The organism is Sphingobium sp. CFD-2, assembly GCF_024611135.1.
GTDB classification, from domain to species: Bacteria; Pseudomonadota; Alphaproteobacteria; order Sphingomonadales; family Sphingomonadaceae; genus Sphingobium; species Sphingobium fuliginis.
Map to the genome: position 1 here is coordinate 763,110 of NZ_CP084405.1, position 24,046 is coordinate 787,155.

At 63.1% G+C, this 24,046-nt stretch carries 27 protein-coding genes and 2 pseudogenes; 14 read left to right on the forward strand and 15 right to left on the reverse strand.

From position 1 onward, the window contains the following. Positions 1–4: 4 nt before the first annotated feature. Entirely contained in the window at positions 5–409 is a 405-nt protein-coding gene (locus LDB29_RS03580; protein WP_021246230.1) for a hypothetical protein, read from the forward strand. 14 nt (positions 410–423) lie between these two features. Here LDB29_RS03580 and LDB29_RS03585 read toward each other — a convergent pair whose 3' ends face one another. From LDB29_RS03585 to LDB29_RS03630, 10 genes and pseudogenes are all read right to left on the reverse strand, one after another. Next, positions 424–825 carry a hypothetical protein gene (locus LDB29_RS03585; RefSeq protein ID WP_021246231.1) on the reverse strand — a complete coding sequence of 134 codons (402 nt, stop codon included), beginning with the start codon at positions 823–825 and terminating at the stop codon, positions 424–426. 158 nt (positions 826–983) lie between these two features. Further along, a pseudogene (locus tag LDB29_RS03590) lies at positions 984–1,708 on the reverse strand (IS630 family transposase); the annotation flags it as partial. Between the two features lie 36 nt (positions 1,709–1,744). Next, on the reverse strand, positions 1,745–2,968 hold the full coding sequence (locus LDB29_RS03595) for an IS256 family transposase (protein ID WP_070157484.1): 1,224 nt from the start codon (positions 2,966–2,968) through the stop codon (positions 1,745–1,747). A gap of 57 nt (positions 2,969–3,025) precedes the next feature. Next, a pseudogene (locus tag LDB29_RS03600) lies at positions 3,026–3,370 on the reverse strand (transposase); the annotation flags it as partial. Between the two features lie 173 nt (positions 3,371–3,543). Then, the gene (locus LDB29_RS03605) at positions 3,544–3,960 is read right to left on the reverse strand and encodes a DUF2202 domain-containing protein (RefSeq protein ID WP_021246236.1); all 417 of its coding nucleotides are present in this window, start codon (positions 3,958–3,960) and stop codon (positions 3,544–3,546) included. An 85-nt stretch (positions 3,961–4,045) separates the two neighbouring features. Continuing rightward, positions 4,046–4,525 (reverse strand): Dps family protein, encoded by a 480-nt coding sequence (locus tag LDB29_RS03610; RefSeq protein ID WP_021246237.1) that lies wholly within the window; start codon positions 4,523–4,525, stop codon positions 4,046–4,048. Positions 4,526–4,547: 22 nt separating this feature from the next. After that, positions 4,548–5,306 (reverse strand): TlpA disulfide reductase family protein, encoded by a 759-nt coding sequence (locus LDB29_RS03615; RefSeq protein ID WP_257556154.1) that lies wholly within the window; start codon positions 5,304–5,306, stop codon positions 4,548–4,550. 42 nt (positions 5,307–5,348) lie between these two features. Beyond that, a complete protein-coding gene (cydX, locus tag LDB29_RS03620) occupies positions 5,349–5,459 on the reverse strand; it encodes a cytochrome bd-I oxidase subunit CydX (protein ID WP_021246239.1) in 111 nt (36 codons plus the stop codon). Positions 5,460–5,471: 12 nt separating this feature from the next. Then, positions 5,472–6,620 carry a cytochrome d ubiquinol oxidase subunit II gene (gene cydB / locus LDB29_RS03625; protein WP_021246240.1) on the reverse strand — a complete coding sequence of 383 codons (1,149 nt, stop codon included), beginning with the start codon at positions 6,618–6,620 and terminating at the stop codon, positions 5,472–5,474. Between the two features lie 12 nt (positions 6,621–6,632). Continuing rightward, complete coding sequence (locus tag LDB29_RS03630; RefSeq protein ID WP_070157483.1) at positions 6,633–8,219, reverse strand: cytochrome ubiquinol oxidase subunit I; 1,587 nt, start codon at positions 8,217–8,219, stop codon at positions 6,633–6,635. 90 nt (positions 8,220–8,309) lie between these two features. On the opposite strand from LDB29_RS03630, the gene cydD reads away from it, so the two are divergent. The 6 genes from cydD to LDB29_RS03660 all read left to right on the forward strand — a co-directional run bounded on the left by cydD (position 8,310) and on the right by LDB29_RS03660 (position 15,424). Then, entirely contained in the window at positions 8,310–9,890 is a 1,581-nt protein-coding gene (gene cydD / locus LDB29_RS03635; RefSeq protein WP_021246242.1) for a thiol reductant ABC exporter subunit CydD, read from the forward strand. After that, entirely contained in the window at positions 9,887–10,783 is an 897-nt protein-coding gene (locus tag LDB29_RS03640; protein ID WP_257556159.1) for a hypothetical protein, read from the forward strand. The genes cydD and LDB29_RS03640 overlap by 4 nt, the downstream gene beginning before the upstream one ends. A 55-nt stretch (positions 10,784–10,838) precedes the next feature. Next, complete coding sequence (istA, locus tag LDB29_RS03645) at positions 10,839–12,335, forward strand: IS21 family transposase (protein WP_082430708.1); 1,497 nt, start codon at positions 10,839–10,841, stop codon at positions 12,333–12,335. Further along, positions 12,332–13,099, forward strand: coding sequence for an IS21-like element helper ATPase IstB (gene istB, locus LDB29_RS03650; protein ID WP_054944222.1), 768 nt, complete (start codon positions 12,332–12,334; stop codon positions 13,097–13,099). Before istA ends, istB begins: the two co-directional genes overlap by 4 nt. Positions 13,100–13,225: 126 nt before the next feature. Beyond that, positions 13,226–14,014, forward strand: coding sequence for an ATP-binding cassette domain-containing protein (locus LDB29_RS03655; RefSeq protein ID WP_257556993.1), 789 nt, complete (start codon positions 13,226–13,228; stop codon positions 14,012–14,014). Positions 14,015–14,161: 147 nt separating this feature from the next. Further along, entirely contained in the window at positions 14,162–15,424 is a 1,263-nt protein-coding gene (locus LDB29_RS03660; protein WP_210766563.1) for an MgtC/SapB family protein, read from the forward strand. A gap of 162 nt (positions 15,425–15,586) precedes the next feature. Here LDB29_RS03660 and LDB29_RS03665 read toward each other — a convergent pair whose 3' ends face one another. Further along, complete coding sequence (locus tag LDB29_RS03665) at positions 15,587–15,829, reverse strand: YdcH family protein (protein ID WP_030091400.1); 243 nt, start codon at positions 15,827–15,829, stop codon at positions 15,587–15,589. Between the two features lie 91 nt (positions 15,830–15,920). Continuing rightward, positions 15,921–17,522, reverse strand: coding sequence for an MBL fold metallo-hydrolase (locus tag LDB29_RS03670; protein WP_030091401.1), 1,602 nt, complete (start codon positions 17,520–17,522; stop codon positions 15,921–15,923). Between the two features lie 216 nt (positions 17,523–17,738). Between LDB29_RS03670 and LDB29_RS03675 the strand changes: the two genes are divergently transcribed. Continuing rightward, entirely contained in the window at positions 17,739–17,966 is a 228-nt protein-coding gene (locus LDB29_RS03675; RefSeq protein ID WP_030091402.1) for a hypothetical protein, read from the forward strand. Here LDB29_RS03675 and LDB29_RS03680 read toward each other — a convergent pair. Continuing rightward, positions 17,944–18,318 carry a helix-turn-helix transcriptional regulator gene (locus tag LDB29_RS03680; protein WP_030091403.1) on the reverse strand — a complete coding sequence of 125 codons (375 nt, stop codon included), beginning with the start codon at positions 18,316–18,318 and terminating at the stop codon, positions 17,944–17,946. The genes LDB29_RS03675 and LDB29_RS03680 overlap by 23 nt on opposite strands. Beyond that, complete coding sequence (locus LDB29_RS03685) at positions 18,315–18,980, reverse strand: peroxiredoxin (RefSeq protein ID WP_030091404.1); 666 nt, start codon at positions 18,978–18,980, stop codon at positions 18,315–18,317. Before LDB29_RS03685 ends, LDB29_RS03680 begins: the two co-directional genes overlap by 4 nt. A gap of 106 nt (positions 18,981–19,086) precedes the next feature. On the opposite strand from LDB29_RS03685, the gene trxC reads away from it, so the two are divergent. From trxC to LDB29_RS03715, 6 genes are all read left to right on the forward strand, one after another. Further along, on the forward strand, positions 19,087–19,530 hold the full coding sequence (gene trxC, locus LDB29_RS03690) for a thioredoxin TrxC (RefSeq protein WP_021246250.1): 444 nt from the start codon (positions 19,087–19,089) through the stop codon (positions 19,528–19,530). A 209-nt stretch (positions 19,531–19,739) separates the two neighbouring features. Continuing rightward, positions 19,740–20,384, forward strand: a complete 645-nt coding sequence (locus tag LDB29_RS03695) for a peroxiredoxin (protein ID WP_021690804.1) — start codon at positions 19,740–19,742, stop codon at positions 20,382–20,384. Positions 20,385–20,455: 71 nt separating this feature from the next. Continuing rightward, the gene (locus LDB29_RS03700) at positions 20,456–21,376 is read left to right on the forward strand and encodes an MBL fold metallo-hydrolase (RefSeq protein ID WP_021246252.1); all 921 of its coding nucleotides are present in this window, start codon (positions 20,456–20,458) and stop codon (positions 21,374–21,376) included. A gap of 4 nt (positions 21,377–21,380) precedes the next feature. Further along, complete coding sequence (locus LDB29_RS03705) at positions 21,381–22,169, forward strand: sulfite exporter TauE/SafE family protein (protein ID WP_021246253.1); 789 nt, start codon at positions 21,381–21,383, stop codon at positions 22,167–22,169. 28 nt (positions 22,170–22,197) lie between these two features. Continuing rightward, complete coding sequence (locus LDB29_RS03710) at positions 22,198–23,058, forward strand: class I SAM-dependent methyltransferase (RefSeq protein ID WP_021246254.1); 861 nt, start codon at positions 22,198–22,200, stop codon at positions 23,056–23,058. 25 nt (positions 23,059–23,083) lie between these two features. Further along, on the forward strand, positions 23,084–23,335 hold the full coding sequence (locus tag LDB29_RS03715; protein ID WP_021246255.1) for a hypothetical protein: 252 nt from the start codon (positions 23,084–23,086) through the stop codon (positions 23,333–23,335). On the opposite strand, the gene LDB29_RS03720 is transcribed toward LDB29_RS03715, so the two are convergent. Further along, positions 23,329–24,045, reverse strand: a complete 717-nt coding sequence (locus tag LDB29_RS03720; RefSeq protein WP_021690801.1) for an energy transducer TonB — start codon at positions 24,043–24,045, stop codon at positions 23,329–23,331. The two genes, LDB29_RS03715 and LDB29_RS03720, sit on opposite strands and share 7 nt — an antisense overlap. Position 24,046: the final 1 nt, after the last annotated feature.

Consider the following 24,046-nt stretch of genomic DNA (forward strand, 5'->3'; position numbering starts at 1 on the left):
GGCTGTGAAGATCGCGACAGCAATCGGGGCCGCGCTGGCGGCGACATTTGGGGCTTCTGGGCCTTCATGGTCACAGGATGAGGACGCAATTTCCGTGTCGACGGGAAGCGAGGCATGGGAGGAAAGCTATAGCGTCAAAATCTCCCAAGAGTTTCGGTGCAGATCGGCCAGCGCGGTATTTGATGCGGAGATTTCCCGCGATGGTGTCAGGAGCCTTGCCTTGGCCGTTAACGGCAAGAAGGTTACGGCGAACGATGTTGCTAAGATCGTTGCAGATGTGAACAGACAGGGAGGATTCTCCTATGTCGGCTTTGTCTGCACGCCCGACTTTTACGCATTTACGTTCTACCCCAACGATCAGGGGCACGGACAACCCTACATTTATCAAGGTCGCGTGCGGAGCAATTAAGGGCCATTATCTTGTCACTGGCGCGGTAGCACCGGTTCCCACTCGGACGGTGCCGTGCGCCAGCCCCAGGCGCATATTCCAAGCATGAAGAGATTGGCGCCAAAATCGAGCGCCATCCAGCGGGTGAGCGCCGGGACGACAAAGACAAAATAATAATTGAACCAGAAAAACGGCAGCAGTGCTGCGCCATAGATTGCGAAGGTCCGCCGCGTCCATCGGCTGAAAGCAATGAACAGCCCGCCAAGCACGGCCTGCGCGCCGAAACAGCCGATCAGGAGGGCACTTGTGGGGCTCAGATGCTGATAGGCGGGATTAATCGTCAGCCGCTCGACCATCTGTGGTGTGGCCAGACACCAGCCGCCTAGGATCAGGAATGGAAGCGCGAGAAGACGCTGGGGCCAGGCATTATGGTTCATCGTGGTGACCTAACACGGAGAGCTGCATTATTGATAGTTGTGCGCGCGCAAGCGCGGCGGCCTACCCGCGGCCGTCGCTACTCGCGATTTCTGCTGCGCAGCCGTAGTAGTCACCCGATATATTCGTTCACGTCATGGGTGATACCAACCTGCATTGATCATGACCCATGCGCCCATTTGCGGCGGCCGATGGTCATGATGCGCCAAGGCTGATCGACGAGTTTGTTCCAAGCCTCGCAGCAGTGGTCGACGATGTTGTCGTAGGAGGTGAAGACGCGGTTTGAGAGCCAGTTGTCGCGCATGAACTGCCAGATATTCTCGACCGGGTTGAGTTCGGGACATTTGGCCGGAAGCGGGACAATTGTGATGTTGCCGGGGACTTGGAGCTTGCCAGTGGTGTGCCATCCGGCCTGATCCATCAGCACGAGAGCGTGAGCGCCCGGCGCGATGGCGAGCGATATTTCAGCAAGGTGCAGTCCCATGGTTTCGGTGTTGCAGAAGGGCAGGACGAGCCCTGCGCCCTTGCCGTGTTCCGGGCAGATCGCGCCGAAGATGTAGGCCGATTTCGTCCGTTGGTCTTTCGGTGCCGAAGGCCGGGTTCCGCGTCTCGCCCAGCGCCGCGTGATCTTGTTCTTTTGACCAACGCGGGCTTCGTCCTGGAACCATATCTCTATGGGCGTGCCCTTCGGGAGCGCTGCTCTGACTTTTGCCAGCTTGGCAGCGAAGCCCCCCTTTTGAATGCCTCCATGGCATGCTCGTTCTGGGCATGATGGCGAGGCCGCGCGGTGAGCTTCACGTAGCCCAGCTTCTTCAACTCGCGGCTGATGGTGGTCTCATCGAGCGAGACCGCAAATTCGTCATGGAGCCACTGGGCCAGATCGATCGAGACTGTGCAGAATTTTGTGCCTGAGGTGTTTCGTCAGGTTATGGGGAAGCGATCTTCGAACATGATAGCGAATTGGCTACTGACAGCGTGCCACTCTCGCACTGAGCGCTTCCACTCGGTGGATGTAGCATTGAGTGCCAGGTAGATCAATTTCGCCGCTGCCTCATCGCTTGGGAAGTGGCCGCGGGTGCGGACGGCGCGGCGGATCTTGGAGTTCAGCGCCTCTATGGAATTCGTGGTGTAGATCAGCCTGCGGACCTCGGGCGGATAATCGAGGAACGGGATGACCTCGTTCCAGGCCCGGCGCCAGCTTGGCGTGATCGCCGGATATCGCCTGGCGAGGCTGCTTTCCTCGAACTGTGTCAGGGCGGCCTCGGCCTGTGCGGCGTCTACGGCCGTGTAGATCGCCTTGAGCGCCGCGGCGACGGCCTTGCGGTCCTTATAGCTCGCGAAGTTCATGGAATGGCGCAGCAGATGGACGATACAGGTCTGAATCCGGGTCTGGGGGAACGCTGCCTCGATGGCCTGCGGGAAGCCCTTCAGCCCGTCCACGACCGCGATCAGGATGTCCTGGACACCCCGGTTGCGCAAATCGCTCAGCACCTTGGCCCAGAACTTGGCCCCTTCATTGGCCTGGAACCACAGCCCCAGAACATCGCGCGTGCCGTCCGGCAGTACGGCAAGGGCCACGAAGACCGCCTTGTTCGCAACGGCCCCGTCGCTGCGGATGTTAACCCGGATCGCGTCCATGAAGACGATCGGATAGCAGGGCTCCAGCGGTCGGTTCTGCCAGGAAGCGACCTCTTCCATCACCGCCTCGGTGATCGCGGAAATGAGGCTTGGGGGCGCTTCGACCCCATAGATTTCCTCAAGATGCCCCTGGATCTCCCGGGTCGTCATGCCCCGGGCATACATGCTGATGATCTTACGGTCGAACTCAGGGAAGCGGCGCTGATACTTGGCGATCAGCATCGGGTCGAATGTGCCATTGCGGTCCCGGGGAATGTCCAGGACAACTTTGCCGTTGTCCGTGGTCACCGTCTTCTGGCTGCTTCCGTTTCTCCGATTGGCCGGCTCGTTGCCGCCCGCAGGAGCCCTCTCCGCGCGCTCTTCATTGAGATGGACGTCCATCTCCGTGCTCAGTGCACGTTCCGCCAGCGCTTTGGTCAGCTCCGCAAGGATGCCGCTCTTGCCAAACAGATCGCCAGGCGAACGGCCTTCCATCAGCCGGTCCAGAAGGTCTTTGTCGATGCTCATGCGTGGTCTCCTCTGCAAGAAGTTACCACCTCAGGCACAAAATTCTCGATAGTCCCGATCGATCAGCCGCCAGCGCACCACCCCGTGGATTGCCGGGATCGGGCCGCTCTCGACAACATCGACCAGTGCCTGGCGCTGCACATCGTTCAGCCGCGAACGGGGGCCAGGCGCCTTGCCATCCAGTAGTCCATCGGGCCCCCGGGCATTGAACCGGATCACCCAGTCCCGCACGATCTGAAGCCCAACTCCACCGATCCGAGCCGCGACACTCCGGCTCCCGCCGTCGTAAATCTCGGCCAAAGCCAACAGCCGCCGCGCCTGGTTCGCGCTCTTCGTCGTGCGCGACAACCGTCGCAGCGCTGCCCCGTCAAAATCTTCCCGCAAGCCGATCGCTGATCCCATGGACACGCCCTCCAAAGTCGCAGCCCCATAGATTCAGATTTTCACCGCCTTGGGAATCCCCCGTGAGTCAGCCTCCGCGCAGGTTGGTATGAGACGATCCTTGCCCGATCCACCGTAGATTGCGGATCCCGAAAGCAGCCGGCGTCTGAGCGATGAGGATTAAGGGAAGGTCGTCACGAACGGCGATCGCGTTCCCGCTCCAGGCACCGCTTGAAAGCAGGGAGGTGGCGCTCGCGCGAGGCGGCCTGCAGGTTTTCCATCACCTGGCGCGCTGCGGGATCTTCGATCATCGGGATCAGCCGGTCATAGAGGGCGATGTTTTCGACCTCGCCCTGGACCGCGCTTTCGCACGCTTGTGCGAGTGAGGCTGGCGCTGTGACTTTTCCTGTCCATGCGTTGGGCGGCACGTCGATGCCCAGTCGGGCAAGCTGGCGCTCAAGCGCGGCAGCGTGGCGCTGTTCGGCTTCGATGATGTTGGAAAAGGGCCGGACAGGGCCGAACTTTTCGATCACGGCGGCATAGGTCGCCTCCGCCTTCCGCTCGTCTTCGAGCGCATCGAGGAGGATGTTTGCCAGCTTTGACGTAGCCAAGGTCTCGTCCTTTCAATGGCGGCAGTTCGCTAACGGCCCCGGCCTCGCAGAGATTGCGCGGCCGGGGCCAGTCGTTGAGCGTGTCTTACTCTTCGAGCAGGGCGCGCAGCATCCATGCGGCCTGCTCATGCACGCCGATCCGTTGGGTGAGCAGGTCCGCGGTCGGCTCGTCGCTCGCCTTCTCGACCAGAGGGAACAGCGTGCGCGCCGTGCGGGCGGCCGCTTCATGCCCCTTGGCGAGGATGTCGACCATGTCGAGCGCCTTCGGCGGCACTTCCGGCGCGTCGGGAAGCGAGCTCAATTTAGCGAACTGCGCGTAGGAACCGGGTGCGGGCTGTCCGAGCGAGCGGATGCGTTCGGCGATCGGGTCGATCGCGTTCCACAACTCGGTATATTGCGTCATGAACATGGCATGGAGGCTGTTGAACATCGGCCCGGTCACGTTCCAGTGAAAGTTGTGCGAGGTCAGATAGAGAGTGTAGGTGTCCGCCAGGAGGCGGCTCAGGCCTTCGCAAATCGCAACCCGATCTTCCTCGCCGATTCCAATATTCACTTGTCTGGTCATGGTCTTCTCCTTGATCGAAACTCTACTTCAGATCGCGTAGTCCCGCGAGCAGGGCGGCCCGCGAGATTTCACCGACATGGAGCGCACGGATCACGCCTTTGCTGTCGATGAACAGCGTCGCGGGAAGCCCGGCCGAGCCGGTCGCGGCAGCTATACGCAGGTCGCGGTCGAGATGGACGTGCGCCGTTTCAAGGCGCTTGCTGTCCAGCCACGCACGTACGTTGTCTGCATCCTCGCCCTGATTGACAAGCAGGATCGGTACGGCCGAGTGCGCCGCTTCTGCGACCATCATCGGCATTTCACGCTGGCACGGCGGGCACCAGGTTGCCCAGAGATTGACGACGAACGGCTTGCCCCGGCGATCGTCGAGCAGGCTCTTTCCGCTGTCCAGCGACTGGAGAACGATTCCTTGCGGTAGAGGTCGCTGCGCCGAGGCAAGGGCCGCTGCCGTGGCGCCGGATGTGACCGCGACGCAGCCCGCGAAGACGAGCGTCAAAGGTGCTAGGGCGCGAGATCGCCGTAGTGACACGCCCAGCACGATTGCGGCAGTCACCAGACCGGGGAGCGGCGAGAAACCTCCTTGCCAGACATAGAGGATGGTTGCGGGTTCGATGGCGAAGGCATGCCAGTTCTGCGCCACAAAACCCGCGCGAGCTGCAACGAGGCCAGCGAGCAATGCCCGCCACGCGGCCGTATCGCAATCCACGCCGCGACGGCGGCCTATCCAGTTCCCCGCCGCCATGAAGGCAATGATCCCGAGAATCGCGAACAGCCGTTCCAACGCGAGCGCGAGAGGGCCGATAGCAATCATGATCCGTCGCGATCAGGCCGCCATGTCCTCATCGGGATCGGCATGAAACTCATGCCACATGCCGTTGAGGATGCCGAAGCCGACGGCCAGGCCGACACCCAGAATCCAGCTAAAATACCACATCCGGGTCTTCCTTCAATAAAAGTCGGGGTTGGTGTCGACGTCGCGCAGCGTGATGCGGCCGAACAGGACCTTGTAGACCCAGGCGGTGTAGAGCAGCACGATTGGCAGGAAGATCACCGTCACCGCGAGCATGATGAACAGGGTCACATGGCTGGACGACGCGTTCCAGACCGTCAGGCTCGAGGCCGGGTCGATCGAGCTGGGCAGGATGAACGGGAACATCGAGAGGCCCACGGTCGCGATGATGCCGATCGCGCCGAGAGATGAGCCGCCAAAGGCCAGAACCTCGCGGCCCTTGCGGATACCGATCCACGCCAGCAGCGGCCCCGCGAAACCGAGAATGGGGGCGATCAGCATCCAGGGATGGGCGCCATAATTGTCGAGCCAGGCCCCCGGCGCTGCGACCGTTCCTGAAAGCAGCGGATTAGAGGGGCCGAGCGGATCGGCGCCGTGCGTCAGGCGGAAACCATAGCCCATGGTCGCGACCATCACGCCGCCGATGGCAAAGAGCAGGATCGAGGCGACGGCGGCGACCTGGCCGAAGGCGCGGGCGCGGTCATGCACAGCGCCGCGTTCGATCTTGATCGCGAGCCAGCTTGCGCCGTGCAGCACGATCATGGCGACCGAGAGAAGGCCGGCGACCAGCGAGAAGGGATGGAACAGGCCGAGCAGGCTGCCCTCGTAGAAGGAGCGCAGATCGCTATCGAGCCGGAAGGGGATACCGGTGAGCACATTGCCGACCGCGACGCCGAACACCAGCGCCGGAACGAAACCGCCGACGAACAGCGCCCAGTCCCAGCGCGCGCGCCATGCGGCGTCCGGCTTCTTCGAGCGGTATTTGAAGCCGACGGGCCGCAGGATGAGCGCCGCGAGGACGAGGAACATGGCCAGATAGAAGCCGGAGAAGCTGACCGCATAGACGAACGGCCATGCCGCGAAGATCGCGCCGCCGCCAAGGATGAACCAGACTTGGTTCCCCTCCCACGTCGCACCGATGGAGTTGATGACGAGGCGGCGTTCGGCGTCGGTCCTGGCAACAAAAGGCAGCAGCGCGGCGGTGCCAAGGTCGAAGCCGTCGGTCAGGGTGAAGCCGATCAGGAGGACGCCCATCAGCAGCCACCAGATCAGCCGGAGCGTTTCATAGTCGATGGGAGGTGCCATGACCTGTTCTCCTTATTCGGCAGGGATGGGCGCGTAGCCGCTGTGGGTTTCGGAGGATGGCGCCGGGGGTCGATGTTGGTCCGGTCCCTTGCGGATCGCCGCCAGCATCAGCCGTACTTCGATGACCGCCAGCGCGCCGTAGATTACCGTGAAGCCGATGATCGTCGTCCAGAGTTGCGCGACGGTCAGGCTCGATGCGGCAAGGAAGGTCGGCAGAACGCCGTCGATCGCCCAGGGCTGGCGGCCGATCTCGGCCAGGATCCAGCCAAATTCGATGGCGATCCACGGCAACGGAATGACCCACACCGCAGCGCGCAGGAAGGTGCGGCAGAAGCGGCTGTCGCAGTTCAGCTTGCGGATCGAGGCCATCCAGAAGGCGGCGCCGAAGAAAGCGATGAAGAAGAAGCCGAGGCCCGCCATCGCGCGGAACACCCAGAACATCACAGGGACATTGGGCACGGTCGACCATGCGGCCTTCTCGATGTCCTGGGGCGTGGCTTGCCGCGGATCGGCGACGAAGCGTTTCAGCAGCAGGGCATAACCAAGATCGGCCTTGCTCCGCTCGAATGCCTCGCGTGCGACCATGTCCTTCTGGTCGACCTTCAGCTTTTCGACTGCGTCATAGGCTTTGATGCCGTTCTCGATGCGGTCCTGCGCCCTGGCGACCAGCTCGAAGATGCCGGAGACTTCGCCCGTCAGGCTGCGCGTGGAGATGAGGCCGAGCACATAGGGAATCTTGACCTCGAAATAGGTTTCGCGGTCGGTGACGCTGGGAAAGCCGACAACGGCGATACCCGCCGGAGCCGGTTCGGTGTGCCACATGGCTTCCAGCGCGGCGAGCTTCATCTTCTGGTTGTCGGTCAGCGCATAGCCGCTCTCGTCGCCCAGCACGACAACCGACAGCGAGGATGCGAGGCCGAAGGCGGCGGCGACGGTGAAGCTGCGCCGCGCGACCGCGACCCATTTGCCCTTGAGGAGATACCAGGCCGAGACGCCGAGCACGAAGGCCGAGGCGCAGACATAGCCGGCGCTCACCGTATGGACGAACTTCGCCTGCGCCACCGGATTGAACAGCACCGCCATGAAATCGGAGACTTCCATGCGCATCGTCTCGGGATTGAAGCGCGATCCCACCGGATTCTGCATCCAGCCATTAGCGACGAGGATCCACAGCGCCGAGAGGTTGGACCCGAGCGCGACCATGAAGGTGGTCAGCAGATGCCCGACCCTGGACAGCTTGTCCCATCCGAAGAACATGAGGCCGACGAACGTCGCTTCGAGGAAAAAGGCCATCAGCCCTTCGATGGCGAGCGGCGCGCCGAAAATGTCGCCGACATAGTGGGAATAGTAGGACCAGTTGGTGCCGAACTGGAATTCCATGGTGATGCCGGTGGCAACGCCCAGCACGAAGTTGATACCGAACAGCTTGCCCCAGAAGCGCGTGACGGTGCGCCAGATCTCACGGCCCGTCATCACATAGATGCTCTCCATGATGACGAGGATGAAGGAGAGGCCGAGCGTCAGGGGGACGAACAGGAAATGGTATAGCGCGGTCAGGGCGAACTGCAGCCGGGAGAGTTCGATCACGGCCATGTCCATGGCAAGACTCCTTGCGTTCCGGCCCGGCTTCCATGGGTGTCCTGAGTCGGTTGAAAAAATTATGATTAGCCGTTACTCGTAATTGAGTATATGAGCAAGGCATTAGATAGGCAGGTGCCGGTCCTTTTCTGGATCGGGGACAGCGGCGCGGCGATCCTCATGGCGGCCGCGCTCGCCTGCGCCGTGGCATCTGCGGAACAGGGCGGCCATGGCCATCTTCTGCTTGCCGTGGGCGGATTGATCGCCGCGGCCCTGCTTCGCGGCGGTCTTCAGATCGGTGCGGTCCATGCCGGTGAAGGCGCCGCAGTGCGCACCAGGACGAACTGGCGCCGGCGGGTTTTCCCGCATGTGCTTGTTGCGCCGCCGGGCGATCGCCGGATGTTGGGCGAGGCGGTGGCCGATGCCGTCGACCGGATCGAGGACCTGGGCGGCTTCCATTCCCGCTTCCTCCCTCTGCGCCGCGCCGCTGTCCTCTCTCCGCTCATCATCGCGATTGCCGCCGCATTGGGAAGCTGGATTGCCAGCGCGATTATGCTCGCGACGCTGGTTCCCTTCGCCCTGGGTATGGCGCTTGCCGGGACGGCGGCTGCGCGTGCCGCCGCGCGCCAGCTCGACGCGCTCAGCCGCCTGTCGGGCCTGTTCGTCGACCGGGTGCGCGCGCTTCCCGTGATTGTGGGCTTTGGCGCGCAGGAGCGCATCAGCCGCCACCTTGCCGACGCGACGCGCGAGGTCGCTGCGCGCACGATCGACGTGCTGAAGGTCGCGTTCGTGTCGAGCGCGGTGATCGAGTTCTTCGCGGCGCTGTCGGTGGCGCTGGTCGCGCTCTATTGCGGCTTCAACCTGCTGGGTATCCTGCCGTTCCCGGCTCCTGAAAAGCTGTCGCTGGGCCAGGCCCTGTTCGTCCTCGTCCTCGCGCCTGAATTCTACCTGCCCATGCGCCGCCTTGCCGCTGCCTATCACGACAAGCAGGTCGGGGAGGCTGCGGTCGAGCGCCTTGAAGCTCTTGCGCCTGCAGTGCTGCCCGCGCCGAAAGTCGCCATCGAAGGACCGCCCGCGCTCCGCTTCGACGGCGTGGTCATCGACTATGGCGAGACGGCTATCGGCCCGTTTACGCTCGACGTTGCCGCGGGCACCAGCCTTGCCCTTCGCGGCAGCACGGGGATCGGCAAGTCGAGCCTGCTCCACGCGCTGCTGGGGCTGGCTCCCATCGGCAAGGGGCGGGTTTTGATCGACGGCCGGGATGCGGCCGATGTTGCGCTTTCCGGTCATGTTGGCTGGGCGGGGCAATCGGTCGCGTTCGTCCCGGGCACGCTGGCCGACAATATCCGTCTTGCGCGTCCCGATGCCGAGGACGCGGCGGTCGAAGCCGTGGCCCATCGGGCGGGCCTTGGGCCGATGATCGAAGCGCGGGGGCAGGGATTGGCCTTGCCGCTCGATCATCGCGGGTCGGGTCTATCCGGCGGGGAACGCCGGCGTGTCGGCATCGCCCGGGTGCTGTTAAAGGACGCGCCGCTCTGGTTGCTGGATGAGCCGACCGCGGATCTCGACGCGGGATCGGCGGCCGATATCGCCAGGATACTGGCGTCCGCCGCAAAGGGACGGACGGTCCTGATCGTGACGCACAGCACCGAACTGGCCGCGATCGCCGACAGCGAAGCGGTGCTTTCATGAGCCGCGCGGATATGGACCGGCTGCTGGCCGAGGCGATCGGCCCGGAGCGCCGGGCTTTCCGGATTGCGGGCCTGCTCGCCGCCGCCGCGACGATCTCTGCGGTCCTGCTGCTGGGCCTGTCCGGATGGTTCATCACCGGTGCTGCGCTTGCCGGACTGGCCGGCGTGCTGGCCGCGCAGGGTTTCAACTACCTGGTGCCGAGCGCGTTGATCCGGCTGCTGGCGATCATTCGCACCACGGCACGCTATGGCGAACGGTTATGTGGCCATCGCGGCGCGCTGTTGGCGCTCGCCGCGGTTCGCGCGCGCCTGTTCGATCGCATCCTGTCCGAGCGCGACGTGCGGGCGGTCTCGGCGGGCGATGCCGTGACGCGGCTCGTGCAGGACATCGGCGCATTGGAGGACAGGCTGATCCGTAGGCCCGCGTTGCCTGCTGCGCTCGCCGGGGCTGCGATCGGTCTTGTCCTTGCATGGCTTGCCAGCCCTTGGGCGAGCCTTGTCTTGCTGGCGTTGCTTGTCGGGCTTGTCCTCTGGGCGCATTTGGCGACCCCCCACCTGTTGGCGAGCGCCGCGACCGACATGGCAGCGGCGCTTGCGCGGCTCAAGGCGGGCATGGTGGATTATGCCGCCGCCTCGCCCGAAATCCTTGCCTACGATCTCGCTCCGGCGATCGGGCGAAGCCTCGCGGTCGAGACGGCCGAACTGGACAGCGCGCGGCGTCGTTTTGCGCGCGGCGAAGCAATCATCGACGCGGGCCTCGTGTTGGGTGGAGGCATCGCCATGGGCGCGATGCTGATCCTCTCCCATGCCTCCCTGCCGTTGACGGTGCTTGAGAACGGCGGTGCAAAATTAGACCACGGTGGCGGCGGCGAAGTGCTGCTGCGGGCGGCGTAAAAGTCGTCCACTTTGCCTTCTTTGCGCGAGCAGGGAGGGCGTGGAGATATATACCGTGGATCTTTACCTGAAGGTGCGTCTTGCTTGCGCGGGCGGCATGAGCCAGCGTGAGGCGGCGAAGCATTTCAACGTATCGCGCGACACGGTCCGCAAGATGCTGTCGTATTCGGAGCCCCCCGGTTACCGCCGGACGGCGGCGGTGCGGCGGCCCAAGCTGGAAGCGTTCGTTCCGATCATCGATGCATGGCTTGATGGTGACCGTCAGGTTCCGCGCAAGCAGCGTCATACGGCGAAGCGGGTATTTGACCGCCTTCGCGAAGAGCACGGTTTCACCGGCGGCTACACGATCATCAAGGATTACATCCGACAGCGCGAGCAGCGCAGCCGGGAGATGTTCGTGCCGCTGGCGCATGCGCCCGGCCATGCCCAGGCAGATTTTGGTGAGGCCATGGTCGAGATCGGCGGTGTTGTGCAGAAGGCGCATTTCTTCGTGCTCGATCTACCGCACAGCGACGCCTGCTACGTGCGCGCCTATCCCGCTGCCGTTGCCGAGGCATGGATGGACGGCCACGTGCACGCCTTCGCGTTTTTCGGCGCGGTGCCGCTGTCGATCGTCTACGATAACGACCGCTGCCTGGTCTCGAAGATCCTGCCCGACGGCACGAGGCAGCGCGCCCGGCTGTTCAGCGGCTTCCTGTCGCATTACCTGATCCGCGATCGTTACGGCCGTCCCGGCAGGGGGAACGACAAAGGCAGTGTTGAAGGGCTGGTCGGTTATGCTCGCCGCAACTTCATGGTGCCGATCCCCCGGTTCGCGACGTGGGAGGCGTTCAACCTGTGGCTCGAGGAGCAATGCCGCAAGCGTCAGAACGACCGGCTGCGGGGCGAGAGCGAGACGATCGGCGAGAGGCTGAAGCGCGATCTGGCGGCGATGCAGGAACTGCCGGCTGCCCCGTTCGAGGCTTGTGACCAGACCAGCGGCCAGGTCTCGTCGCAGGCGCTGGTGCGTTACCGGACCAATGATTACTCGGTGCCGGTGCGCTTCGGCCATCAGGAGGTATGGATCCGGGGCTATGTCGGCGAGGTGGTGATCGGCTGCCGGGGCGAGGTCATTGCCCGTCATGTGCGCAGCTACGAGCGCGAGGACGTGATCTTCGATCCCATCCATTACCTTCCCCTGATCGAACAGAAGATCAATGCGCTCGATCAGGCAGCGCCCCTGCAAGGCTGGCACCTGCCCGAAGCGTTTGCAACGCTGCGCCGCCTCATGGAAGCTCGTATGGGCAAGCATGGTCGGCGCGAGTATGTGCAGGTGCTGCGTCTGCTGGAGAGCTTCACGCTTGCCGATCTGCATGCGGCCGTAAAGCAGGCTCTCGATATCGGGGCGATCGGCTTTGATGCCGTGAAGCATCTCCTGCTGTGCCGGGTGGAGCGCCGACCACCCCGATTGGACATGGCGATCTATCCCTATCTGCCCAGAGCCAGGGTGGAGACGACATCGGCGCGCTCCTACATGCAGTTGCTCTCGGGCGATGCGAAGGATGCGGCATGAGCAGTCCGTCCCCCGAGCTGTTACTGGCCAGCCACCTCAAGACGCTCAAGCTACCAACCTTCCTGCGCGAGCATGACAAGCTGGCCCGGCGATGCGCGGCCGAGGGCGCAGATCACGTCCGCTACCTTGCCCGGCTTGTCGAACTGGAGCTGATCGACCGGGAACGCCGGATGGTCGAGCGCCGGATCAAGGCTGCGAAGTTCCCGGCCGCCAAGAGCCTCGACAGCTTCGACTTTGCCGCGATCCCCAAGCTCAACAAGATGCAGGTGCTGGAACTGGCACGCTGCGACTGGATCAACCGCCGCGAGAACGTCATAGCCCTTGGTCCCTCGGGAACCGGCAAGACCCATGTGGCGATCGGCCTCGGCCTTGCCGCCTGCCAGAAGGGCCTGACGGTCGGCTTCACCACCGCGTCCGCGCTGGTCAGCGCGATGATGGAGGCACGCGACGAACGCCGCCTTCTGCGCCTCCACAAGCAAATGGCCGGATACAAGCTCCTCATCATCGATGAACTGGGGTTCGTGCCGCTCTCGAAAACCGGCGCGGAACTGCTGTTCGAGCTGATCTCGCAGCGTTACGAGCGCGGCTCGACGCTGATCACCAGCAACTTGCCGTTCGACGAGTGGACCGAAACGTTCGGCTCCGAGCGCCTGACAGGCGCGCTCCTCGACCGGCTTACCCACCACGTCTCCATACTCGAGATGAACGGAGAGAGCTATCGTCTGGCCCAAAGCCAGGCGCGCAAGGCACGCTCCAACCCCTGACAGAAAAGACCATCCGTGTGTTGGCGACCCCCACTCGGGCTACGCCCTCGCGGCGCTCGCCAGCACACGGATCACCCGGCCTGATTTTGCGCCGCCCAATGGCCGACTTTTACTCCGCCGTTGACAGTGCTTGCCGTGCTGGCGGCGGCGGGTGCGATCGAGGCCCTTTCCGGCTATGTGCGCGGCGTATCGCGAAGCGCGCTGGTCGCGGCCGCCCTCTCGCGATTGGAGGGCATGGCGGGTCAACCCTCTGCGCTTGTCCGCAAGGCGACGGCATCCATGGCGCCCGCGCGGAGCATTGCCTTTGATCGGGACGGCCTGCATGTCCGGATCGTGGCGGGCGAGCGCTTGGGGATTTCAGGCAAATCCGGCAGCGGCAAGACCAGCCTTCTGGAAACGCTCGCTGGTATTCGGCCCGCTGGCGAGCATTGTGGCATTGCTCTTGATGACCAGCTTCTTGCTTCCCTGCCGTCCGAGGACGTGCGAGCGGCATTCGCGCTCTCGCCCCAGGATGCCCAGCTCCTGTCGGGAACCATCCGCGACAATTTGCGTGTGGCGCGCCCCGGCCTCAGCGACGAACGGCTTTGGGCGGCGCTGGAAGTCGCCTGCCTCGCTGTCGATATTCGCGCGATGCCGCATGGGCTTGACCAATGGGTCGGCGACGGCGGAGCGCGGTTGTCGGGCGGCCAGCGCAAGCGGTTGTCGATCGCCCGCGCCTTGCTTGCCGGCAGGCCGTGGCTGCTGCTCGACGAGCCGAGCGAGGGGTTGGACATGGCGACGGAGGCGCGGCTTGCGGGCCACCTCGACGCGTGGCTTCGCGAGACAGGGACCGGAGTCGTGGTGGTGAGTCATCGACCGACCTTCTTGAGTCTCGTCGGCAAGGGTCGAACAATCAACTTGAAGGATCGCCGCTAATATAGGGATATCTGTAGCTGGCCTGGGGGCGGATCGATTTGGCGCGCGTAATCAAATCCATTCAATCCACGTCGCGCATAAGGAGGAGCCTATCTGCCGCGTTCATACTACCGTTCCCGATCGATTACCTTGCCGTGGAGTGATCATTTGATATCGCTTGATATGGAACTGCTTCGTTCGCTTGCTGCGGCGCTCGCGGTAGGCGTGCTGATCGGTATCGAGCGAGGCTGGCGGCAGCGCGAGGCAGCGGATGGCAGCCGGGTCAGCGGTTTGCGCACCTTTGGCCTGCTCGGTCTTGCCGGCGGCCTTGCCAGCCATATGCCCGAAAGCCTTGCGGCGGTAATCGGGCTGGCGGTCACTGCCAGCCTGGTTCTTGGATATCGCAGCGAACAAGCCCGCACGGCCAGCCTGTCCATCACCAATACGTTGGTCGGCATTATCACCTTCGCCTTGGGATATATGGCCGGGCAGGGCCTGGTGAGCGAGACGCTGGCCGTCGCGGCGGTAACCACCTTGATCCTGACGCTCAGGCAGCAATCCCACGCCATGCTCAAAGGGATGAGCCACAAGGAGGTCGAATCGATCGCCACGTTCGCGATCGTCGCGTTGGTCATCCTGCCGCTGCTGCCGGATGCGAGCTACGGCCCCTTTGAGGCCTGGAACCCGCGGCAAATCTGGATGGTCGTCGTCGTCGTGCTCGGACTCTCCTTCGCCGGCTATGTCGCCAGTCGTCGGCTCGGCGCGGACAAGGGGGTCATGATAACCGCTTTGTTCGGGGCATTGGTATCGTCCACGGCGGTCACTGTTGCCTATGCCCGGCGTTTGCGCGCCAATGATGGTCCGCAAGGCCCCTTGATTGCTGGTATTGCGCTCGCCTCGCTCGTGATGTTCGCGCGCGTCCAGATACTCTCTTTTACCCTCATCCCCTACGCCAGCACATCGCTCGCGCTTGCAATGGTTCCGGCTTTCGTCGTCGGCGGTCTGACAACCCTTCTGGCGCTACGCTCCAAGGTGGATGGTGATGGCGCCAGCGAGGTGAAGCTGGGCAATCCGCTGGATTTCGGGCCGGCGCTTCTGCTGGCGGGCGCGGTTGCGTTGATTGCTGTCCCGGCACGTTGGGCGCTCGCGCGGTTCGGCGATCAGGGCATTGTCGTTGTGCTTGGCCTTACGGGCATGTGGGATGTGGACGCAGCCGTACTCACGCTCGCGGGGCTGCCTGAGGATATGCTGAAACCCGACACGGCCGGACTGGTGCTTGCGGTGCCCGTGCTCGCCAACACGATGTGGAAGGCTGTACTCACGCTGGTACTGGCAGGGCCATCAAAGCAAGGCTGGAAGGCGTCCGGCCCACTCTTCGCATCAGTTCTGGCATCTGCTGCCGGTATCGCCGCGCTCATGGTGTTTCGCTAGGAGCGATGAGCGGGCAGCTCGTGACTGGTTCGAAGCTGGTTCAGGTCCATTCCTGAGCGGGGATGCGCGCTTTCGTTGCTGGCCGTGAATTTGTGGCGACGCAGAGCCATGGCCGGCTATTGTCGTAAGGGCCGAACGCGCGGCATCCGGCCCTTGGGCAGATCAGGCGGCCTGCGACAGGGCTTCGGCGATCTGATCCTTGATCGCGAGGCGGCGCTTGCGAAGTTCGGTCTCGTGATCTTGCGAGGTCGGTTCGATATTGGTTTCAGCCACGTGGATTTCGTCATTCACGACATCATAATCGAGAAGAAGCTGCGCGAAGCGAGAGTCCGAAGCCTTCAAGGCGTGAATCTTGTCCATCTGACCGGGGAATTCCTCGCTCAGGGTGTGGGGGGTATTCGACATAATTACTCCTTTGATGAAACTATGATATATAGCGAATTCGCGGGTGGCCGCACCCGTTTATGTCTGGGGCTGGTCACTTTGTTTTCGCCGATCAGCTCGATCGGCTCTTACGATGCTCGCGATAGGCCTGATAGGAATGCAGAATCTCGGCCATGCGGGCGAGTGCCTCGCGCCGGCCCGACGCGCTCTCGATATTCTGCAGTTCTTTTTTCAGATGGGTCGAAAAATCCGCATAGTCATTCTGCCAATCGCGGCCGACAGCCTCCTGTAGTTCCGGCTTTCCGGTCTTCAGGCGCTTGGACGGGGCGCGTGACGGCAGTGAATAGGTTTCCCCGATCTTCGGCGTGACAATCGATGCCGCGGCATCGTCCGCCTGCATCAGGCGGCGGAACGTCTCGATCGAGCCCTCTTCGCCGTGTCCCAGGAACAGGCTGCCATCGATCGGCTTCCGCGCCCTTATCCAGCGCTGCAGATCCTTCTGGTCGGCATGCGCCGAATAAGTGTCGATCCGCCGGATCTGCGCGCGCACCGCGACGTCCTGCCCCCAGATGCGCACGCGGTTCGCGCCATCGAGGATTGTCCGGCCAAGGGTGCCTGCGGCCTGGAAACCGACGAACAGGATCGTCGATTCACGGCGGCCGAGATTGTACCGCAGATGGTGACGGATGCGTCCCGCTTCGCACATGCCGGATGCCGCCATGATGATGGCTCCGGACATGTCGTTGAGCCGCATCGATTCCATCGTGCTGGCAGTGTAGTGGAACGAGGGGTGACGGAAGATTTCACCCGAGCCCATGTCTTCGAGTTCCCCGGCATGTTTGGCGAACACCTCTGTCGCGCGGGTCGCAAGTGGCGAATCGATGAACACCTGCGGATGCGCCAGGCGTCCGGTGTTGATCAGGGTCGCGATATCGAGGAGCAATTCCTGGGTGCGTTCGAGCGCGAAAACGGGAATGACGAGGTTGCCGCCGCGCGTAAGCGCTGCATTGATCTCGGCTTCCAGCAAAGTCCGGCGCTGCTCGATCGTCACGTCCTCGCGGACGCGGTCGCCATAGGTGCTCTCGCAGAACACATGATCGAGTCCTGCCGGACCCTCGGGATCGGCATGAAAGGCCTTGTGGTCTGGACCCAGGTCGCCGGAGAAGAGCAAGTGCACGCCACCGACCTCGATCTCCACGGATGTGGAACCCAGGATATGGCCCGCATTCCACAAGCGCGCCCGAAAACCGGCGGCAGGTGCGAACCAGTCGTGCAGCGCTACTGTCTCGACCTGTTCATAGGCCGCTTTGGAATCCGCTTCGGTATAGATCGGTTCGATCGGCTCCTCGTCCCGGCGATCCTGCCGTCGATTGCGGCGCTCCGCATCGCCCTCCTGAATTCGTCCGGCGTCGGGCAGCATGTAATACAGAAGGTCGCGGGTTTGCGGTGTCGCGAAGATCGGCCCGCGATACCCTTCCGCCGTGAGCCTGGGCAGCAGGCCGCTATGGTCGATATGCGCGTGCGTCAGGACAACGGCGTCGATCTTGCGCACGTCGAACGCGAAGGGGTCGCGATTGAGTGTTTCCAGCGTCCGGGATCCCTGGAACAAGCCGCAATCTATGAGGATCGTCTTTCCGCCATGGCGTAGTTCCATGCAGGAACCAGTGACTGTGCCGGCAGCGCCGTGGAAGGTTATGGTGGGTACGCTACTCATCGGTCCTCTCATTCTCTCGCCGGCGGTCCAATAGGCTGGTTATGCGCGGGTCGCAGGCCAATCATCTGTAAACTCGCCGATCTTCGTCTGTCCTTACGTATGGTTCCGAATTTGATCGGTGAAGCCCGGATCGATAGTGGCGCTGAGATTGATTCCATGGAGTTCTTGCAAGGACGTGGGCGACGTCCGCGAACTGGTTGAGCTCAAGCAGGGAAAATGGAGGACGATGCCGCCCTCGAAGGCCAGACCTCGCTTCTTGACCGCGAAATTGCTCCCATGAGCCGGGCGCTGGAGCGGATCAGGCGAGGCGCTTACGGCGAATGCTTGCAGTTATGGTATTCCACAAGCCTCGAAATGCTCTCTAACGTTGCAGCGATGATGTTCAGAACTTTCTTGGAAGACATCGTCCAGGACAATATCGTCACAAAATCTTGGCGAAGGTAGCGACCGATCCCTGGGGAAAAGGTCGCTTTGTTTTCGCGGCAGTGTCTCCTCTATTTATCGGAGTTCCCGCTAGAGCGCATAGCAATTTCGCTGTTCCCTCCATATTGGCCGATACGATGCTATAGAAAACGAGTTTCGCATCGCGGCGCGTCTGAACCAGTTCCGCCTTGCGCAAAATTGCGAGTTGTTGGGACAGGCCCGGTTGACCGATGCCGGTGAGGGCTTCGAGTTCGCCTACAGACTTCTCGCCATGTTCGAGGAGCGTCCGCAGGAGCTTCAGGCGGACGTCATGGGCGATCGCCTTGAGGACGCTGGCAGCCTCTTCAAGCTGCGTATCGGTGAAAGTCATCACTTGCCTGTCTTCCCATGCTTGTCGGGCTGCGTGCGGTGGAACCAGCAGCCATCGCCCGCCGCATCGAGCGCACCGTGCTGGTCCTGATAGGGCGGAAGAAGCACGTCATCGCCGGGATGCCAGCCTTCGGGGGTCACTATGTTGTCGTTGTCGACCCGTTGCAGCGCGGTCAGGACTCGAAGCAGCTCCTCCACCGATCGCCCGATGGTGGCTGGATAGCAGAGCTTGGCGCGGACAATGCCTTCGGGGTCGATGAAGAAGGTCGAGCGCAGCGTGGCCGCGTCGGGGGCGTTGTCCGCGAGCATTCCATAGGCGCGGCCGATCACCATCGAGGGATCTTCGACGATCGGGAAAGCGATGGTCACGCCGAAATGCTCGCGGATCGCCCTGATCCATCCGAGATGGGAATAGAGGCTGTCGACCGACACCGCGACCAGGTCGCAGCCGAGCGCCTTGAACCGATCGCTGGCGCGCGAGAGGGCGACGAATTCACTGGTGCAAACCGGCGTAAAATCGGCGGGATGAGAGAACAGCAGTACCCAGCGGCCGCGATGGCCGGACAGGGTCATGTCGCCCATCGTCGTGCGGGCGCGGAAATCAGGCGCGGGATCGCCGATCTGGATAGGGGAGCACACGGCATTGTCGTCTGCGTTCGAGTTCAACTTTCTCACTCCTGCAGAGAGGCAAGTCTTGAACCCTCTCCCTTACACGGTTACATCATGCGGGTAAACGATTAAGCGGTATTGGCGTTCCACAGGAGAGAAGCGCATGTCCGATGTCCCGCTGGTAGCCTGCCCGGTTTGCGCGAGCATCAACCGCGTTCCTGCAGCGAAGATCGGCGCGGCGCCAATTTGCGGGAAATGCGGAATGCCGCTTTTCCAGGGACAGCCGGTCGATGTCGACCAGGCGGCATTCGATCGGCATGTAGGTCGCGGAAGCCTGCCGGTTCTCGTCGATTTCTGGGCGAGCTGGTGCGGACCTTGCCGCGCCATGGCGCCGGCGTTCAAGGCGGCCGCTGCGGAGCTGGAGCCGCATGTCCGGCTCCTGAAGGTCGATACCGAAGCTGAGCAGGGTATTGCCGGGCGCTACCGCATTCAGTCGATTCCGACGCTGATCCTGTTCAGGGGTGGCCGCGAGGTCGCCCGACAGGCCGGGGCGATGGACCGTGCGCGACTCGTCGCCTGGACAAGGCAGGCGCTCGTCACCGCCTGATTCGGGGTGTGATGACCCCATACTTAGCATAAACGATGCTTTGACGTGTTCGCGCCTCTGGTCCCGTGCGCTGCGAATCCGGCCTAATTCGGCCGATTGCAGAAGTGATTGAAAAATCCGATCAAAGGAATTAGATTTATCGTGTTATCACGATTAATAGAAATGTGTATTCAATATCTGTCACTCACTCAGTCATAGGAGACGATAAAATGACAGACCAGGTCACTCCCTCCATGCCGCGGATCAACGAACCCGCGCCTGCCTTCAAGGCCAAGACGACCCACGGCGAACGCTCGCTCGACGATTACAAGGGCAAGTGGCTCGTTCTCTTTTCCCACCCCGCCGACTTCACGCCGGTCTGCACGACCGAATTCATGGGCTTCGCCAAGGCCGCCGACCGCTTCAAGGCGCTCAACTGCGAACTGCTGGGCCTCTCCATCGACTCGGTGCATTCGCACATCGCCTGGATGCGCAGCATCGAGGAGAAGTTCGGCGTCGAGATCCCGTTCCCGATTATCGACGATCTGTCGATGAACGTCGCCAAGGCCTTCGGCATGATCCATCCCGGTGCCTCGGACACCTCGGCCGTTCGCGCCACCTTCATCATCGACCCCGAAGGCATTGTCCGCGCGATGGTCTATTATCCGATGTCGAACGGCCGCTCGGTCGATGAATTCGTCCGCCTGCTCACCGCGCTCCAGACGTCCGACGCCAACAAGGTGGCGACGCCTGAAAACTGGCAGCCCGGCGAGCCGGTGATCGTGCTGCCGCCCGCGACGGCTGAAGCCGCCAGGGCCCGCAAGGACGAAGGTTACGACTACACCGATTGGTATTTCAGCAAGAAGACCCTCTGAGGCAGCTGGGCCGGCTTCGCGTCCCAAGTGCGAAGCCGGTACGCCGGGCCAGACAGGAAAGGACAAGGCCCATGGCCGACCCGCAAATCCGTGAAGCCACCCGCATCGTCGAGGCCGCGAGTAATGCGCGGCCCGCGGTCATCCGCAGCTTCTTCGACGAGGACACGTTTACCGTGACCCACGTCATCTCAGATCCCGCCACGGCCAAGGCCGCGATCATCGATAGCGTGCTCGATTTCGATCCGGCTTCGGGGCGCACCTCCTTCGCGTCGGCCGACAAGGTGATCGACTATATCCGGAGCGAAGGGCTCGAGGTCGAATGGCTGCTGGAGACGCACGCCCATGCCGACCATCTGTCGGCCGCGCCCTATCTTCAGGAGAAGCTGGGCGGCACGCTGGCGATCGGTCGCCATATTCTCACCGTGCAGGAGGTCTTCGGCAAGATCTTCAACGAGGGAACGCGCTTTGCTCGCGACGGCTCGCAGTTCGACCGGCTGTTCGATGACGGCGACCGTTTCAGGGTCGGCTCGATCGAGGCGATCGCGCTGCATGTGCCGGGCCATACGCCCGCCGACATGACCTATGTGATCGGCGATGCGGCGTTCATCGGCGACACGCTGTTCATGCCCGACTACGGCACGGCCCGCGCTGACTTCCCGGGCGGCGATGCGCGCACGCTTTATCGGTCGATCCGCCGCCTGCTGTCGCTCCCCGATCAGACCGGCCTTCATCTTTGCCACGACTACAAGGCCCCCGGGCGCGATACCTATGCCTGGGAAACGTCGGTCGGCGAGGAGCGAGAGCATAATGTCCATGTTCGCGACGGGGTGAGCGAGGACCAGTTCGTCGCCATGCGCGAGGCGCGCGATGCGACGCTCGGGATGCCGCGCCTCATTCTGCCGTCCATCCAGGTCAACATGCGCGGCGGCCACCTGCCCGAGCCGGAAGACAATGGCATGCGCTACCTCAAGCTGCCGATAAACGCGCTGTAAGGCCATGGCACTCGAACCCATCCAATATCTGCTTGGTGCCGGATCGGGCTCGCTCGTCGGATTCACGCTGGGGCTGGTGGGCGGTGGGGGCTCAATCCTCGCCGTCCCGCTCATGGTCTATCTGGTCGGCGTCGCCTCGCCGCATGTCGCGATCGGCACCAGCGCGCTGGCGGTCGCCGCCAATGCCGGGGCCAATCTCGTTCCCCACGCGCGCCAGCGGACGATCAAATGGCGTTGCGCCGGCATGTTCGCCGCCGCTGGTGTCGCCGGCGCCTATGCCGGATCGACGCTCGGTAAAGCGTTCGATGGACAGAAGCTGCTGTTCCTGTTCGCTCTGCTGATGGTCCTGGTTGGCGGGCTGATGCTAAAAAGCCGGGGCGATCCCGGCAATCCCGATGTCCAATGCCGGCGCGAGAATGCGCCCAAGGTGATCGGTTATGGGGCCGCCACTGGTCTCTTTTCCGGGTTCTTCGGCATCGGCGGGGGCTTCCTGATCGTGCCGGGACTGATGGCTTCGACCGGGATGCCGATGCGCAACGCCGTCGGATCGTCGCTGGTCGCCGTCACCGCTTTTGGTCTGACTGCCGCGCTCAACTATGCCCTTTCCGGCCTGGTTGATTGGGGGCTTGCTGCGGCGTTCATCGCCGGCGGCGTCATCGGCGGCCTTGTGGGCGCGGCGCTCTCTCGGCGGCTGTCGGCGCACAAGGGGGTGCTCAATACGATATTCGCACTGCTGATCTTTGCGGTTGCCGCCTACATGCTGTGGCAAAGCACCGCCGCGATCCTGGGCTGATTCTTGTAACGACGATGGGAATACATCGATGAACGATGCTGGGGAGAACAGGGAAGGTTTGGCCGCGCACGATTGGGCCGGCCAGGCGGGCATGCGTTGGCTCGCCCAGCTCGACCGCTTCGAAAGCATGATCGAGCCGATCGGCAGGGCGTTGCTTGCCCAGGCCGCATACAACTTCGGCGAAACGGTGGTCGATGTCGGATGCGGCGGTGGCTGGACCACGCGGCAGATCGCCACGGCCGTCGGCAACACCGGATTTGTGCTCGGCCTCGACATCTCACCCGATCTGGTGGGGATGGCCAGGGAACGGGCACAGCGCGCGGGCCTTGCCAATATCCGCTTTGAGCAGGGCGATGCCGCCACTGCGATGCCGAAAGAAGCGCCGTTCGATCGGCTGTTCTCGCGCTTCGGTTCGATGTTCTTCGCTGAGCCTTATCCCGCTTTCGCCAATCTGCGCCGGATGTTGCGCGATGGCGGGCGGCTCGACATCGCTGTCTGGGCGCCCATCGCTGACAATCCGTGGCAGCTTAGTGTCATGGGCATCATCAAGGAGCATATGGACCTGCCGACGCCGCAGTCGCGCGCGCCGGGACCATTCGCGCTCGGCGAGCAGGACTATGTGATCGACCTTCTCCAAAGCGCGGGTTTCTGCGAGGTCAGATTCGATGCCTGGACAGGTGAGCAGCGCGTGGGCGGCCCCGGCAGTGATCCCGAGAGCGCCGCTCGCTTCGTGCTTGAGGGGATGCAGATCGGCGATCTTGTTCGACAGAACGGGGCAGAGGTACGCAAGGCCATTCACCAGCATCTTGTCGAGCTGTTCGAGCGCCATTGCGATGAGAATGGCGTTCATATGGGGGCGAAGGCCTGGCTGGTGAGCGCACGGGCCTGAGAGCATTCAAGAAAAGGGTGATAATATGGCGCGCAAGAAGCTATCGCTTCGGCTTCCGGGGAAAGGTTCATCCGATGGTGACGCTGCCAATTCCGAGGAAATAGCGGCGGCGCTCGCACTGATCGAGACGCATGGGCAACGTGCCGGACAGGCTCTTGTCGATGAGGCGCAGGCTCCCATCAAGGCTCGCGACGATCACCGTGTTTTGTTTCTGGAACGTGTGCGCGTCGCCCTATTGACGATCGAGCCATCCTCGTCCGCCATGCGGCCTCAATGAAAGCTGAATGGTATCGTAAAGACCAACTGCTCGCTTTCCACGCCCATAGGCGGTGTTGGAAAAGGAGCAGCATTGCGCACCGTGCGGAGCGCCAGGCGATCGAGCGCGGCATTCCCGCTGCTGCCGGCCAGCTCGACGGCAATCAGCGCGCCGTCAGCCCCGACGATGAAGCGGACCGTTGCGACCCCGTCGAGGTGGATCCCCGCGGGCTTGCGCGCGGCTATTCGCGCCCAGAGCTGGCGCTGATAGGCCGCAAGCGCGGACTGTTTCTTATCATCCTGGGCTTGCGGCGGCGCGACCTCGGGTTCCGGCGCGGGCGGTCTGCTTACCGGCGCGACAGCGAACGGAGAGGCGATTGCTGGAGCAGCGGGTATAGGCGACGAAGCTGGTCCGCCTCTTTCTCCCGTCGTAGCCAGCTCAGGCGGGTGCGCAGGGCGCCGCTCCGGCGATAGGCGGGCCTCGTCTGTCCGCGATCGCGACAACGTTGAAGGCGGTGGTGACGGTGGCGACGGGGTAAACAACCGGAAGCGGCTCACCTGCACAGGCTGCGTCATTCGCAGCCGTCCCGATAGATTGGCATTGAGCGCCACTAGCACCAGCAGGCAGCATGACGCGGCGGCAAGGCCCGCGCCCAGGCGCTGCGACCAGGCCGAGGGCTGGCCATAGCCTGCCCTCGGCTCCTCGTTCATGTCGTGCGAGTTCGGGAGCATG

Coding starts and splice junctions, on each gene's coding strand:
- LDB29_RS03585 (WP_021246231.1), bottom strand. CDS start 825: ATGAACCATAATGCCTGGCCCCAGCGTCTTCTCGCGCTTCCATTCCTG.
- LDB29_RS03595 (WP_070157484.1), bottom strand. CDS start 2,968: ATGAGCATCGACAAAGACCTTCTGGACCGGCTGATGGAAGGCCGTTCG.
- LDB29_RS03610 (WP_021246237.1), bottom strand. CDS start 4,525: ATGACCAGACAAGTGAATATTGGAATCGGCGAGGAAGATCGGGTTGCG.
- cydX (WP_021246239.1), bottom strand. CDS start 5,459: ATGTGGTATTTTAGCTGGATTCTGGGTGTCGGCCTGGCCGTCGGCTTC.
- cydB (WP_021246240.1), bottom strand. CDS start 6,620: ATGGCACCTCCCATCGACTATGAAACGCTCCGGCTGATCTGGTGGCTG.
- LDB29_RS03630 (WP_070157483.1), bottom strand. CDS start 8,219: ATGGACATGGCCGTGATCGAACTCTCCCGGCTGCAGTTCGCCCTGACC.
- cydD (WP_021246242.1), top strand. CDS start 8,310: ATGAGCAAGGCATTAGATAGGCAGGTGCCGGTCCTTTTCTGGATCGGG.
- LDB29_RS03640 (WP_257556159.1), top strand. CDS start 9,887: ATGAGCCGCGCGGATATGGACCGGCTGCTGGCCGAGGCGATCGGCCCG.
- istB (WP_054944222.1), top strand. CDS start 12,332: ATGAGCAGTCCGTCCCCCGAGCTGTTACTGGCCAGCCACCTCAAGACG.
- LDB29_RS03665 (WP_030091400.1), bottom strand. CDS start 15,829: ATGTCGAATACCCCCCACACCCTGAGCGAGGAATTCCCCGGTCAGATG.
- LDB29_RS03670 (WP_030091401.1), bottom strand. CDS start 17,522: ATGAGTAGCGTACCCACCATAACCTTCCACGGCGCTGCCGGCACAGTC.
- LDB29_RS03675 (WP_030091402.1), top strand. CDS start 17,739: ATGGAGGACGATGCCGCCCTCGAAGGCCAGACCTCGCTTCTTGACCGC.
- trxC (WP_021246250.1), top strand. CDS start 19,087: ATGTCCGATGTCCCGCTGGTAGCCTGCCCGGTTTGCGCGAGCATCAAC.
- LDB29_RS03695 (WP_021690804.1), top strand. CDS start 19,740: ATGACAGACCAGGTCACTCCCTCCATGCCGCGGATCAACGAACCCGCG.
- LDB29_RS03700 (WP_021246252.1), top strand. CDS start 20,456: ATGGCCGACCCGCAAATCCGTGAAGCCACCCGCATCGTCGAGGCCGCG.
- LDB29_RS03705 (WP_021246253.1), top strand. CDS start 21,381: ATGGCACTCGAACCCATCCAATATCTGCTTGGTGCCGGATCGGGCTCG.
- LDB29_RS03710 (WP_021246254.1), top strand. CDS start 22,198: ATGAACGATGCTGGGGAGAACAGGGAAGGTTTGGCCGCGCACGATTGG.
- LDB29_RS03715 (WP_021246255.1), top strand. CDS start 23,084: ATGGCGCGCAAGAAGCTATCGCTTCGGCTTCCGGGGAAAGGTTCATCC.
- LDB29_RS03720 (WP_021690801.1), bottom strand. CDS start 24,045: ATGCTCCCGAACTCGCACGACATGAACGAGGAGCCGAGGGCAGGCTAT.